The organism is Roseateles violae (assembly GCF_030410485.1).
Lineage (GTDB): Bacteria > Pseudomonadota > Gammaproteobacteria > Burkholderiales > Burkholderiaceae_C > Roseateles_D > Roseateles_D violae.
This window is the reverse complement of the sequence record NZ_JAUHHC010000007.1, coordinates 1-12,950: the sequence shown is the minus strand read 5'-3', so window position 1 is coordinate 12,950 and position 12,950 is coordinate 1. Positions and strand designations below refer to the sequence as shown.

Sequence of the window (12,950 nt, the reverse complement as noted above, 5' to 3'; positions counted from 1 at the left end):
GACCTGGGGTCAGTGCGCGAGTTTGAGGGTGACGACCCCGCCGACTATCATCGCCACGCCGAGGAATCTCCACAGCGTGGCGGCGTCACCGAAGAACATCACGCCGATCAGAAAAGTGCCGGCGCCGCCGATGCCGGTCCACACCGCGTAGGCGGTGCCGATCGGGATCTCGCGCTGGGCCATCCACAGCAGCCAGCCCGACAGCCCCATCGAGACGACGGCGCCGACGATGCCGCTGACGCGGTACTCGGCCTGCTGAGACAGCTTGAAGCCCAGCGGCCAGCCGATCTCGAACAGGCCCGCCAGCAGCAGATAGACCCAGGCCACGCGGCGGTTCTTGTGAGGCTTAGATGTCGAACAGCAGGCGGGCCGGATCTTCCAGCGCTTCCTTCATCGTCACCAGGCCCAGCACGGCCTCGCGGCCGTCGATGATGCGGTGGTCGTAGCTCATCGCCAGATAGTTGATCGGGCGCACGACGACCTGGCCGTTCTCGACCACGGCGCGGTCCTTGGTCGCATGCACGCCCAGGATGGCCGACTGCGGCGGGTTGATGATGGGTGTGCTCAGCATCGAGCCGAAGGTGCCGCCGTTCGAGATCGAGAAGGTGCCGCCGGTCAGGTCGTCGATCGAGATCTTGCCTTCCTTGGCCTTCTGGCCGAACTCGGCGATCTTCTTCTCGATGTCGGCGAAGCTCAGCTGGTCGGCATTGCGGATGATGGGCACGACCAGGCCGCGCGGCGAACCGACGGCGATGCCGATGTCGAAGTAGCCGTGGTAGACGATGTCATTGCCGTCGACCGAGGCGTTCAGCACCGGGAACTTCTTCAGCGCCGCGACGGCCGCCTTGACGAAGAAGCTCATGAAGCCCAGCTTGACGCCGTGCTCCTTCTCGAACTTCTCCTGGAACTTCTTGCGCATCTCCATCACCGGCGCCATGTTCACTTCATTGAACGTGGTCAGGATGGCGTTGGTCGACTGCGACTGCAGCAGGCGCTCGGCGACGCGGGCGCGCAGGCGCGACATCGGCACGCGCTGCTCGGGGCGATCGCCCAGGTTTTGCTGGACCGGCGCGGCCACCGGCGGCAGCGCCGGCTTGGCGGCCACCGGTGCGGAGACCGGTGCCGGCACGGCGGCCTTCGGTGCGGCGGCCAGCGCGTCAGCCTTGGTGACGCGGCCGTCCTTGCCGCTGCCGGCCACGTCGGTGGCGGCCAGGCCCTTCTCGGCCAGCAGCTTGGCGGCGGCCGGCATCGCGACGTCGCCCTTGTTGGCGGCGGGTGCGGCGGCGGCGGCAGCGGCCGGTGCGGCGGCCGGGGCCGCAGCCGGAGCGGCGGCAGCGCTGGCCTTGCCCTCGGTGTCGATCTTGGCGATCAGCTGCTGGCTGGTGACGGTGGCGCCGTCGGCGACCAGGATCTCGCCCATCACGCCGCCGGCCGGCGCCGGGACTTCGAGCACGACCTTGTCGGTCTCGATCTCGACCAGGGTCTCATCGATAGCGACGGCCTCGCCGGGCTTCTTCTTCCAGGTCAGCAGCGTGCCTTCGGACACGGACTCGGAAAACTGGGGAACATTGACGTCAACGATAGCCATGATGTGTGTCTTTTTCGGTGTTCGGAAGCTGGCGACCCGGCGCGCTCTTCAGCGGCCGGGCCCGTGCAGCATTACTTGGTCAGGATGAAGCCCTTGAGCTTGCCGAAGGCCTGCTCCAGCAGCGCCTTCTGCTGATCCTGGTGCAGGTGGGCGTAGCCGACGGCCGGCGAGGCCGAGGCCGGGCGGCCGGCATAGCCGAGCTTCTGGCCATCGAGCATGTTCTCGTGGATGTAGTGCTGGACGAAGAACCAGGCGCCCTGGTTCTGCGGCTCGTCCTGGCACCAGACGATGTCGCTCGCTGCTCCGTACTTCTTGATCTCGGCCGCGAAGGCCTTGTGCGGGAAGGGGTAGAGCTGCTCGACGCGGATGATGGCCACGTCCTTCTTCTCGCCGCGCGCCTTGACCAGGTCGTAATAGACCTTGCCCGAGCAGGCGATCACGCGCTTGACCTTGGCTGCATCGATGTCGGGATTCTGCTCGGCGATGACGGTCTTGAACTCGCCCTTGGTGAACTCGTTCAGCGGGCTGGTCGCATCCTTGTTACGCAAGAGCGACTTCGGCGTCATGATGACCAGCGGCTTGCGGAACATGCGCAGTTGCTGACGACGCAGCAGGTGGAAGATCTGCGAGGCCGTCGTCGGCTGCACCACCTGCATATTGTTGTCGGCGGCCAGTTGCATGAAGCGCTCCAGGCGGGCCGAGCTGTGCTCGGGGCCCTGGCCTTCGTAGCCGTGCGGCAGCATCATCGTCAGGCCGTTGGCACGGCCCCACTTCACTTCGCCGGAGGCGATGAACTGGTCGATGACGACCTGCGCGCCGTTGACGAAGTCGCCGAACTGGGCTTCCCAGATCGTCAGCGTCTGCGGGTCGGCCGAGGCGTAGCCGTACTCGAAGCCGAGCACCGCCTCTTCGGACAGGATGGAGTCGATCACGACGAAGGGCGCCTGGCCCTCGCCGACGTTCTGCAGCGGGATGTAGATGCCCTCGTCGAACTTCTCGCGGTTCTGGTCGTGCAGCACCGCGTGGCGGTGCACGAAGGTGCCACGGCCGCAGTCCTCGCCCGACAGGCGCACCGGATAGCCGGAGGCCACCAGCGAGGCGAAGGCCATGTGCTCGCCCATGCCCCAGTCGACATTGATCTCGCCGCGGCCCATGGCGGCGCGGTCGGCCAAGACCTTCTCGACCAGCGGGTGGACCTTGAAGCCGGCCGGCACCGTGGTGACCTTCTCCGCCAGGCGCTTCCACTCGGTCACCGGCAGCGCGGTGTCGCAGCTGTCGGTCCACTTCTTGCCCAGGTAGGGCGACCAGTCGGTGGCGTACTTGCTCTTGAAGTTGGTCAGCACCGGGTCGACCGTGTGGCGGCCCTCGTCCATCGCGGCGCGGAAGGCCTTGACCATCTCGTCCGGGCCGTCGGCCGCCAGCACGCCCTGGGCGACCAGCTTGTCGCCGTAGAGCTTGCGGGTGCCGGGGTGCTTGGCGATGCTCTTGTACATCAGCGGCTGCGTCAGCGCCGGCGTGTCCTGCTCGTTGTGGCCCAGCTTGCGGAAGCAGACGATGTCGACGACCACGTCCTTGTTGAACTGCTGGCGGTATTCCAGCGCCAGCTGCGTGGCCAGCACCACCGCTTCCGGATCGTCGCCGTTCACATGCAGCACCGGCGCCTCGATCATCTTGACGACGTCCGAGCAGTACAGCGTCGAGCGGGTGTCGCGCGGGTCGCTGGTGGTGAAGCCGATCTGGTTGTTGATGACGATGTGCAGCGTGCCGCCGGTGTAGTAGCCGCGGGTCTGCGCCAGCGCCAGGGTTTCCATCACGACGCCCTGGCCGGCGAAGGCGGCGTCGCCGTGCACCAGCACCGGCAGCACCTGGTCGCCCTCGGCATCGCCGCGGCGGTCCATGCGCGCCTTGACCGAGCCCTCGACGACCGGATTGACGATCTCCAGGTGCGAGGGGTTGAAGGCCAGGCTCAGGTGAACCGGGCCGCCGGCGGTCGACACATCGCTGGAGAAGCCCTGGTGGTACTTGACGTCACCGGCCGGCAGATCCTCGGGCGCCTTGTGCTCGAACTCGGCGAACAGATCGCCGGGCATCTTGCCCAGGGTGTTGACCAGCACGTTCAGGCGGCCGCGGTGGGCCATGCCGATGACGATTTCCTGCACGCCCTGGGCGCCGGCGCTCTGCACGACCTCGTCCATCGAGGCGATGAAGCTCTCGCCGCCCTCCAGCGAGAAGCGCTTCTGGCCGACGTACTTGGTGTGCAGATAGCGCTCCAGGCCCTCGGCCGCGGTCAGGCGGTTCAGGATGTGCTTCTTCTTCTCCGGCGAGAAGGCGGGCTTGGCGCGCACGCTTTCCAGGCGCTCCTGCCACCAGCGCTTCTCGACCTGATCGGTGATGTGCATGATTTCTGCGCCGATCGTGCCGCAGTAGGTCTCGCGCAGGGCCTGGACGATCTCGCGCAGCGTCATCGTCTCGGCCTTGGAGAAATAGGTGTTCGTCGCGCTGAACGAGATGTCCATATCGGACTCGCTCAGGTCGTAGAACGCGGGCTCCAGCTCGGGAATCTTCGGGCGTTCGGTGCGCTTGAGCGGATCCAGGTCGGCCCAGCGCGAACCGACATTGCGGTAGGCGGCGATCAGCGACTGCACATGGACCTGCTTGCGGGCCACGGCCAGCTCGGTGCTGGAGGCCTTGTTGCCGAAGGCATTGGCGCGGGCGCGCTGGGCGAACGATTCGATCACCGGCGCATGGGCCACATCGCGGTTGTCCGAGCCGTCGACGGCCGGCACGTTCTGCAGCGCGTCGAAGTAGGCGCGCCAGTTCTCGGGCACGGAGCCCGGGTTGTCGAGGTAGGCCTCGTACATCTCCTCGACGTAGGGCGCATTGCCCCCGAACAGGTACGAGTTCGACCTGTATTGCTGCATCATCTTTCGCTCACCTTCTGCCCTGGTTTCCAGAGCTGTTGGCTGGTTGATAAACCTTCCGCGACACGGCTCGACCGGTTGGCGGATTGCGACCCGCCTTGACTGTTGCCAGAAAAGGGGACGGGAAGGACCGAGAAAAGTCTCGGGGCGGACTGTAGCACTGCTGGCTTACCCTAGGAAATCCGGCGCGCTCTGATGTGAATCAATCCACGCTCCAGCGCCGCGGCGAGCTGCCGGCCTTGACTGCAAACGTTTGCGAACCGGCAGGGCTTTGGCCTAGACTAACGGCTGCGGTCCCGCCCCACGATTGAATGGCCGGCCGCCGGGACAATAGGAGATCCCATGCAAGTTCAAGTCGTCGACTACCGCGCGTCCGACGCGGCCGAGAAATTCACCCGCTCGCTGCACGAGACCGGCTTCGGGGTGCTGACCAATCACCCGATCCAGCAGGCGCTGGTCGAGGGCATCTACGCCGAATGGCTGGATTTCTTCAACGGCGAGGAAAAGCACCAGTTCGCCTTCTCCAAGGAAACCCAGGACGGCTATTTCTCGACCGCGATCTCCGAGACGGCCAAGGGCGCGACGCAGAAGGACATCAAGGAATACTTCCACATCTACCCCTGGGGCCGCGTGCCCGCGCAGCTGAAGGCCAAGGCCGACGCCTACTACCAGCAGGCCAATGAGCTGGCGCAGGAACTGCTGTCCTGGGTCGAGCGCTACACGCCGCCCGAGATCGCCCAGCATTACCGCGAGCCGCTCTCGAACATGATCCAGGACAGCCGGCTGACGCTGCTGCGCGTGCTGCGCTATCCGCCGCTGACCGGATCCGAGCCGGCCGGCTCGCTGCGCGCCGCCGCGCATGGCGACATCAATCTGCTGACCATCCTGCCGGCCGCCAACGAGCCGGGCCTGCAGGTGCTGGGCAAGGACGGCGCCTGGTACGACGTGCCCTGCGACTTCGGCACCCTGACCATCAATATCGGCGACATGCTGCAGGAGGCCAGCCAGGGCTATTACCCCTCGACGCAGCACCGCGTCGTCAACCCGACGGGCGAAGGCGCCAAGAAGAGCCGCGTCTCGCTGCCGCTGTTCCTGCATCCGCGCCCGGACGTGGTGCTCTCGGACCGCTACACGGCCGACAGCTATCTGCAGGAGCGCCTGCGCGAACTGGGCGTGAAGACCTGACCCCACCTGCTGAAACGCTCACTGAAACGCCCGCAGACAAGGCCGGACGCCGCCAGGCGCCCGGCCTTTTCATTTCTCATTACAGTGGCCCATGGCCACGCCGCCCCGCGTCATCCTGATCCAGCCCGAGGCGCCGCTCAAGCCGGCGCCGGGCCAGCCCTGCAATGGCTGCGGCGTCTGCTGCCTGGCCGAGCCCTGCCCCGTCGGCATCGTCGTCAGCCTCAGACGGCACGGCGCTTGCCGCGCGCTGCGCTGGTCCGAGGACGATGGTCGCTATGTCTGCGGTCTGCTGCACGGGCAGGGCCAAGGCCTCGCCGCCCGCCTTCGGGCCCGGCTGGTTGCACGCTGGATCGCCGCCGGCGTCGGTTGCGATTCCGAGCTGGAGCCGCAGTCCGGGCAAGCCACTAGCCGGCAGCAGCGACGGCAAGGCTAGCATGGCCGGCATCAATCTCATTCGATACGCAGGAAGGAATGACGATGAAGACCCGCCTCAAGACGATTGCCGCCCTGCTGCTGGGCGCCGGCCTGGCGCTCGGCGCCCAGGCCGCCAGCTTGCGCTGGGCCGCGCAGAACGATGTGCTGACGCTCGACCCTCATTCGCAGGACCATGCGACCACCAGCGCGATCCTTCAGCATGCCTATGAAGGCCTGACACGCTACAACGCCAAGTTCGAGGTGGAGCCGGGCCTGGCGAGCAAGTGGAGCTTCACCAGCCCGACCCAGGTGCGCTTCGAGCTGCGCCGTGGCGTCAAGTTCCACGACGGCACGCCCTTCAGCGCCGACGACGTGATCTTCTCCTTCAACCGCATCCGCCAACCGCAGGGCACGATGCAGATCTATGTGGCGGGCATCAAGGAGATCAGGAAGGTCGATGACTTCACCATCGATCTGATCCTCGATGCGCCCAGCCCCATCCTGCTGCGCAATCTGGTCGACTTCCGCATCATGAGCAAGGCCTGGGCGGAGAAGAACAAGAGCCAGAACGTGCAGGACTACAAGGCCAAGGAGGAGACCTACGCCTCGCACAATGTGATGGGCACCGGCCCCTACAAGATCACCGGCTGGCAGCCCGAGCAGAAGATCACGATGGTCGCCCACAAGGACTGGTGGGACCAGAACAAGAGCAATGTGACCGAAGTCAGCTACCTGCCGATCAAATCCGATCCGACCCGCGTCGCCGCCCTGCTCTCCGGCGACGTCGATCTGCTGACCGATCTGCCGACGCCGGACCTCGCCAAGCTGAAGGCCGACGGCAAGCTCAAGGTGCTGGAGGGCAACGAGACCCGCACCATCTTCTTCGCGATGGATCAGGGCAGCGAGGAGTTGCGCGGCGCCAGCGTCAAGGGCAAGAACCCGTTCAAGGACAAGCGCGTGCGCGAGGCCCTGAACGTGGCGATCGACCGCGAGGCGATCAAGCGCACCATCATGCGCGGACTGTCGGTGCCGGCCGGCATCATGGTGGCGCCCGGCGTCAACGGCAATACGCCGGACATCGACCAGCCCTTGAAGCCCGACCTGGACAAGGCCAAGAAGCTGCTGGCCGAGGCCGGCTATGCGCAGGGCTTCGAAGTGCCGCTGCATTGCCCGAACAACCGCTATGTGAACGACGAGGAGATCTGCCAGGCGGCGGTGGCGATGTGGGCCAAGATCGGCATCAAGGCGCGGCTGATCGCGCAGCCGATGTCGCTGCACAGCCAGACCTTCCAGCGCTTCGAGGCGCCGCTGTACATGCTGGGCTGGGGCGTCTCGACCTTCGACGCGCTCTATGCGCTGCAGGCGCTGGCCCGCACCAAGACCAGCGGCGCCGACGGCAGCTTCAACTTCTCCAAGGTCAGCGACGCTAAGCTCGATCAGCTGATCGACGCGATGAAGTACGAGACCGACATCACGAAACGCAATGCGCTGATCCGCGAGGCGCTGCTGCGCGTGCGCGACGAGTCGCTGTTCGTCCCGCTGCACCACCAGATCCGGCCCTGGGCGATGCAGGCCAATGTCGAGACCCTGCACCGCGCCAACGACCGCCCCGAAGCCCGTTTCACCACGATCAAGTGAGAACCCCAAGCATGAGCAAGAAGAAGACCCTGACGACCCTGGCCGCGGCCCTGCTGCTGAGCGGCAGCGTTCTCGTGGCCCAGGCGGCGCCGCTGCGCTGGGCGGCGCAGAACGACATCCAGACCCTGGATCCGCATTCGCAGAACCATTCGTCGACGAACACGATCACCGGCTATGCCTACGAGGGCCTGACCCGCTACGACGAGAAGTTCCAGGTCGAGCCGGCGCTGGCCACCAAGTGGACCTTCACCAGTCCGACCCAGGTGCGCTTCGAACTCCGCAAGGGCGTCAAGTTCCATGACGGCACGCCCTTCACCGCCGACGACGTGATCTTCTCCTTCGGCCGCATCCGCCAGCCGCAGGCCAATATGTCCATCTATGTGTCGGGCATCAAGGAGATCAAGAAGGTCGACAGCCACACGATAGACATGGTGCTCGAGGGCCCCAACCCCGTATTGCTGCGCAACATCGTCTACTTCCGCATCATCAGCAAGAGCTGGGCGGAGAAGAACAAGTCGCTCAACACGCAGGACTACAAGGCCAAGGAAGACACCTATGCCTCGCGCAATGCGATGGGCACGGGGCCGTACAAGATCACCGGCTGGCAGCCCGACCAGAAGATCACCATGGTCGCCAACAAGGACTGGTGGGACCAGAACAAGAGCAATGTGACCGAGGTGACCTACACGCCGATCAAGTCGGACGCGACGCGGGTAGCGGCCCTGCTCTCGGGCGATGTGGACCTGCTGACCGACCTGCCGACGCAGGACGTCGCCAAGCTGCGCGCCGACCCCAAGCTGAAGGTGCTCGAGGGCAACGAGAACCGCACCATCTTCTTCGCGATGGATCAGGGCAGCGAGGAACTGCGCGGCTCCAATATCAAGGGCAGGAACCCGTTCAAGGACAAGCGCGTGCGCGAGGCGCTGAACCTGGCGATCGACCGCGAGGCGATCAAGCGCACCATCATGCGCGGCCTGTCGATGCCGGCCGCCGTCATGGTGGCACCCGGCACGCAGGGTTATTCCAGCGATATCGACCAGGCGCCCAAGGCCGACGTCGCCAAGGCCAAGGCCCTGCTGGCCGAGGCCGGCTATGCCGATGGCTTCGAGGTGCCGCTGAACTGCCCCAACGACCGCTACGTCAACGACGAGGAGATCTGCCAGGCGGCGGTGGCGATGTGGGCCAAGATCGGCATCAAGGCACGGCTGATCGCCGCGCCGATGTCGCAGCACTCGATCACCCTGCAGAAATTCGAGACGCCCTTCTATCTGTATGGCTGGGGCGTCACGACCTTCGATGCGCAGTACACCTTGCAGGACATCGTCCACACCAAGACCAGCGGCATCGACGGCAAGGGTAACTACACCAAGCTCAGCGACGCGAAGATCGACCAGTTGGTGCAGGCCATGAAGGTCGAGACCGACGCCGCCAAGCGCAATGCGCTGATGCGCGAGGCGCTGCTGCGCACGCGCGACGAGTTCTTCTTCGTACCGCTGCACCACCAGGTGCGGCCCTGGGCAATGCGCGCGAACGTCGAGACCATCCACCAGGCCAACGACGCGCCGCAGGCACGGTTCACCACCGTGAAGTAAACCGCCTCAGCGATGAAAAAGGCCTCCCGCGGGAGGCCTTTGTTTTGCGCGTCGCGTCGACTCAGAGCGCAAGCCGCTTGCGCGCCGCCTGGTACTCGCGCGCCAGGCGCTCGACCAGCACCCGCGCCGGCACGATCTCCCGCACCGCGCCTATGCCCTGGCCGCTGCCCCAGATATCCTTCCAGGCCTTCTTGGCACCGGCGCCGCCGAAGTCCATGGTCTTCACATCGCCTTCGGGCAGATTGTCCGGGTCCATGCCGGCCGCGAGCACCGAGCCCTTCAGGTAGTTGCCATGCACACCGGTGAACAGGCTGCTGTAGACGATGTCGTCGCTATTGCTGTCGACGATCATCTGCTTGTAGGCCTCGGGCGCACGCGCCTCCTCGGTGGCGATGAAGGCCGAGCCGATGTAGGCGAAGTCGGCGCCCATGGCCTGCGCCGCCAGCACCGCGTCGCCGGTCGCCATCGAGCCCGACAGCGCCAGCGGGCCGTCGAACCATTCGCGGATCTCGTGGATCAGCGCGAACGGGCTCTTGACCCCGGCGTGGCCGCCGGCGCCCGCCGCGACGGCGATCAGGCCGTCGGCCCCTTTCTCGATCGCCTTCTTGGCGAACTTGTTGTTGATGATGTCGTGCAGCACGATGCCGCCCCAGCCATGCACGGCCTGGTTGACATCCTCGCGCGCGCCCAGGCTGGTGATGATGATGGGCACCTTGTACTTGGCGCACAGGGCCATGTCGTGTTCGAGCCGGTCATTGCTCTTATGCACGATCTGGTTGATCGCAAACGGTGCGGCCGGCTTGTCCGGATGGGCCGCGTTGTAGGCGGCCAGGGTCTCGGTGATTTCCTTCAGCCACTCTTCGAGCAACTCGGCCGGACGGGCATTGAGCGCCGGCATCGAGCCGATCACGCCGGCCTTGCACTGCTCGATCACCAGCTTGGGATTGCTGATGATGAACAGCGGCGAGCCGATGATGGGCAGCGGGAGTTTCTGCAAAACGGGAGGCAGGGACACGGGGCGGCTCCTTAAAAGGCTTCCAGGCTCAGGGCGGTGACGCTGTCGGCGCCCTCGACGATCGCGTCGCGCAGGCCGCCGGCGCGGCTCAGGATGTGCTCGGCATAGAAGCGCGCGGTGGCGATTTTGGCCGTCATGAACGGCGCATCCTCGCCGGCCGCCAGCTTGTCCTCGGCGACCAGCAGCGAGCGCGCCAGCTGCCAGCCGGCGACCAGATTGCCGGCCAGCATCAGATAGGGCACCGAGCCGGCATAGGCGGCGTTCGGATTGCTCTTGCCGTTCTTGGCGATGAAGTCGACCACGTCCAGATAGGCTTCGCGCGCCGCCTTCAGGCGCTTCAGCACCGCCTTGGCCGCGGCGCTATCGCGCTGGGCCAGCAGACCCTCGGTCGCCTCGATCTGGCCGGCCACGGCGCGGGCCAGCTGGCCGCCGTCGCGCGTGGTCTTGCGGCCGACCAGGTCATTGGCCTGGATGGCGGTCGTGCCTTCGTAGATCGTCAGGATCTTGGCGTCACGGTAGAACTGCGCCGCGCCGGTCTCCTCGATGAAGCCCATGCCGCCATGGACCTGCACGCCGAGGTCGGTGACCTCCAGGCTCATCTCGGTGCTGTAGCCCTTGACGAGAGGAACCATGAATTCGTAGAAGGCCTGGTTCTGCTTGCGCGCCTCGGCGTCCGGGTGATGGTGGGCGGCATCGTAGGCGGCGGCAGCGACGATGGACATCGCGCGCGAGCCCTCGACCAGCGCGCGCATCGTCATCAGCATGCGGCGCACGTCCGGGTGGTGAATGATGGCGGCGCTGCCGGCCACCGAGCCGTCGACCGGGCGCGATTGCACACGATCGCGCGCATAGGCGACGGCCTTCTGGTACGAGGCCTCGGCCACGGCGATGCCTTGCACGCCGACGCCAAAGCGGGCCGCGTTCATCATGATGAACATGTACTCGAGGCCGCGGTTTTCCTCGCCCACCAGCGTGCCGATCGCGCCGCCATGGTCGCCGAATTGCAGGACCGCGGTCGGGCTGGCCTTGATGCCCATCTTGTGTTCGATCGATACGCAGTGCACGTCGTTGCGCGCCCCGAGCGAGCCGTCGGCGTTGACCAGGTACTTGGGCACGACGAACAGACTGATGCCCTTGACGCCCTCCGGCGCGCCGGCGACGCGGGCCAGCACCAGATGGACGATGTTCTCGGCCATGTCGTGCTCGCCCCAGGTGATGAAGATCTTGGTGCCGAAGATCTTGTACGTGCCGTCGCCCTGCGGCTCGGCACGCGTGCGCACCAGCGCAAGATCCGACCCCGCCTGCGGCTCGGTCAGATTCATCGTGCCGGTCCAGCTACCGTCGATCATCTTGGGGATGTAGGTCGATTTCTGCGCGTCGGTGCCGGCGGTCAGCAGCGCCTCGATGGCGCCGTCGGTCAGCAGCGGGCACAGGGCGAAGCTGAGGTTCGCGCTGTTGACCATCTCGCCGCAGGCGGCACCGATGGTCTTGGGCAGCGCCTGGCCGCCGAAGTCGCTCGGGTGCTGCAGGCCCTGCCAGCCGCCGGCGGCGAACTGGGCGAAGGCCTCCTTGAAGCCGGGCGTGGCGGTGACGACGCCGTCCTTCCAGGACGACGGGTTGCGGTCGCCGTCGACGTTCAGCGGGGCGATCACGTCCTCGTTCAGCTTGGCACATTCCTCGAGCACCGCCTGGGCGGTGTCGACGCCATAGTCGGCGAAGGCGGGGATCTGCTCGGTGAGGGTCTGCAGGCCGGCAAGCTCCTGCATATCGAACAGCATGTCTTTGACGGGGGCGCGGTAAGTCATGGTCTCACTCCAGATACAACAAGGGCGCCGCGACCGTGAAGTCGGGCGCCCCTCAGGCTCAATAGGCTTTAGGAATTACAGGCTGCTGACCAGTTCCGGCACGGCCGTGAACAGATCGGCCTCGAGGCCGTAGTCGGCCACCGAGAAGATCGGCGCCTCGGGATCCTTGTTGATCGCGACGATCACCTTCGAATCCTTCATGCCGGCCAGGTGCTGGATCGCGCCCGAGATGCCGGCGGCGATGTAGAGCTGCGGCGCCACGATCTTGCCGGTCTGGCCGACCTGCCAATCGTTGGGCGCATAGCCGGCGTCCACCGCGGCACGGCTGGCACCCAGGGCGGCGCCGAGCTTGTCGGCCAGCGGGGTCAGCACTTCCATGAACTTGTCGTTCGAGCCCAGCGCGCGGCCGCCAGAGACGATGATCTTGGCGGCGGTGAGTTCGGGGCGATCGCTCTTGGTGACCTCGCGGCCGGCGAATGTGCTCTTGCCGCTATCGGCCGCGGCGGCAATGGTTTCGACGGCGGCGCTGCCACCGGTGGCGGCGGCGGCATCGAAGCCGGTCGTGCGCACGGTGACGACCTTGATGGCATCGGCCGATTGCACGGTGGCGATCGCGTTGCCGGCATAGATCGGGCGCTCGAAGGTGTCGGGGCTGATGACCTTGGTGACGTCGCTGAGCTGGCCGACGTCGAGCAAGGCGGCCACGCGCGGCGCGACGTTCTTGCCCGAGGCGGTGGCCGGGAACAGGATGTGGCTGTAGTTGCCCGCGATGGCGACGACTTGCGCGGCCAG

Annotated in this window: 10 protein-coding genes; 4 read left to right on the top strand and 6 right to left on the bottom strand. The window is 66.1% G+C overall.

The genetic code is table 11. The features are described 5' to 3' along the window. Positions 1–9: 9 nt before the first annotated feature. The 3 genes from QWJ38_RS22195 to QWJ38_RS22185 form a co-directional block, all read right to left on the bottom strand. Positions 10–327, bottom strand: coding sequence for a DMT family transporter (locus QWJ38_RS22195; RefSeq protein WP_290361325.1), 318 nt, complete (start codon positions 325–327; stop codon positions 10–12). Between the two features lie 19 nt (positions 328–346). Beyond that, on the bottom strand, positions 347–1,588 hold the full coding sequence (gene odhB, locus QWJ38_RS22190; protein ID WP_290361324.1) for a 2-oxoglutarate dehydrogenase complex dihydrolipoyllysine-residue succinyltransferase: 1,242 nt from the start codon (positions 1,586–1,588) through the stop codon (positions 347–349). A 71-nt stretch (positions 1,589–1,659) separates the two neighbouring features. Then, positions 1,660–4,512, bottom strand: coding sequence for a 2-oxoglutarate dehydrogenase E1 component (locus QWJ38_RS22185; RefSeq protein WP_290361323.1), 2,853 nt, complete (start codon positions 4,510–4,512; stop codon positions 1,660–1,662). A gap of 339 nt (positions 4,513–4,851) precedes the next feature. Here QWJ38_RS22185 and QWJ38_RS22180 point away from each other — a divergent pair, with 339 nt between their 5' ends. The 4 genes from QWJ38_RS22180 (at position 4,852) to QWJ38_RS22165 (ending at position 9,338) form a co-directional block, all read left to right on the top strand. After that, a complete protein-coding gene (locus tag QWJ38_RS22180; protein ID WP_290361322.1) occupies positions 4,852–5,694 on the top strand; it encodes an isopenicillin N synthase family dioxygenase in 843 nt (280 codons plus the stop codon). 91 nt (positions 5,695–5,785) lie between these two features. Further along, positions 5,786–6,127 (top strand): hypothetical protein, encoded by a 342-nt coding sequence (locus QWJ38_RS22175; RefSeq protein WP_290361321.1) that lies wholly within the window; start codon positions 5,786–5,788, stop codon positions 6,125–6,127. A gap of 44 nt (positions 6,128–6,171) precedes the next feature. Beyond that, the gene (locus QWJ38_RS22170; protein ID WP_290361320.1) at positions 6,172–7,746 is read left to right on the top strand and encodes an ABC transporter substrate-binding protein; all 1,575 of its coding nucleotides are present in this window, start codon (positions 6,172–6,174) and stop codon (positions 7,744–7,746) included. Positions 7,747–7,757: 11 nt separating this feature from the next. Beyond that, a complete protein-coding gene (locus tag QWJ38_RS22165; protein ID WP_290361319.1) occupies positions 7,758–9,338 on the top strand; it encodes an ABC transporter substrate-binding protein in 1,581 nt (526 codons plus the stop codon). A gap of 61 nt (positions 9,339–9,399) precedes the next feature. Here the strand turns inward: QWJ38_RS22165 and QWJ38_RS22160 are convergent, their stop codons facing one another. From QWJ38_RS22160 to QWJ38_RS22150, 3 genes are all read right to left on the bottom strand, one after another. After that, positions 9,400–10,353 (bottom strand): NAD(P)H-dependent flavin oxidoreductase, encoded by a 954-nt coding sequence (locus QWJ38_RS22160; protein ID WP_290361318.1) that lies wholly within the window; start codon positions 10,351–10,353, stop codon positions 9,400–9,402. Positions 10,354–10,364: 11 nt separating this feature from the next. Continuing rightward, on the bottom strand, positions 10,365–12,158 hold the full coding sequence (locus QWJ38_RS22155) for an acyl-CoA dehydrogenase (RefSeq protein ID WP_290361317.1): 1,794 nt from the start codon (positions 12,156–12,158) through the stop codon (positions 10,365–10,367). Between the two features lie 75 nt (positions 12,159–12,233). Further along, a partial coding sequence (locus QWJ38_RS22150) for an electron transfer flavoprotein subunit alpha/FixB family protein (protein ID WP_290361316.1) occupies positions 12,234–12,950 on the bottom strand: 717 nt, incomplete at its 5' end.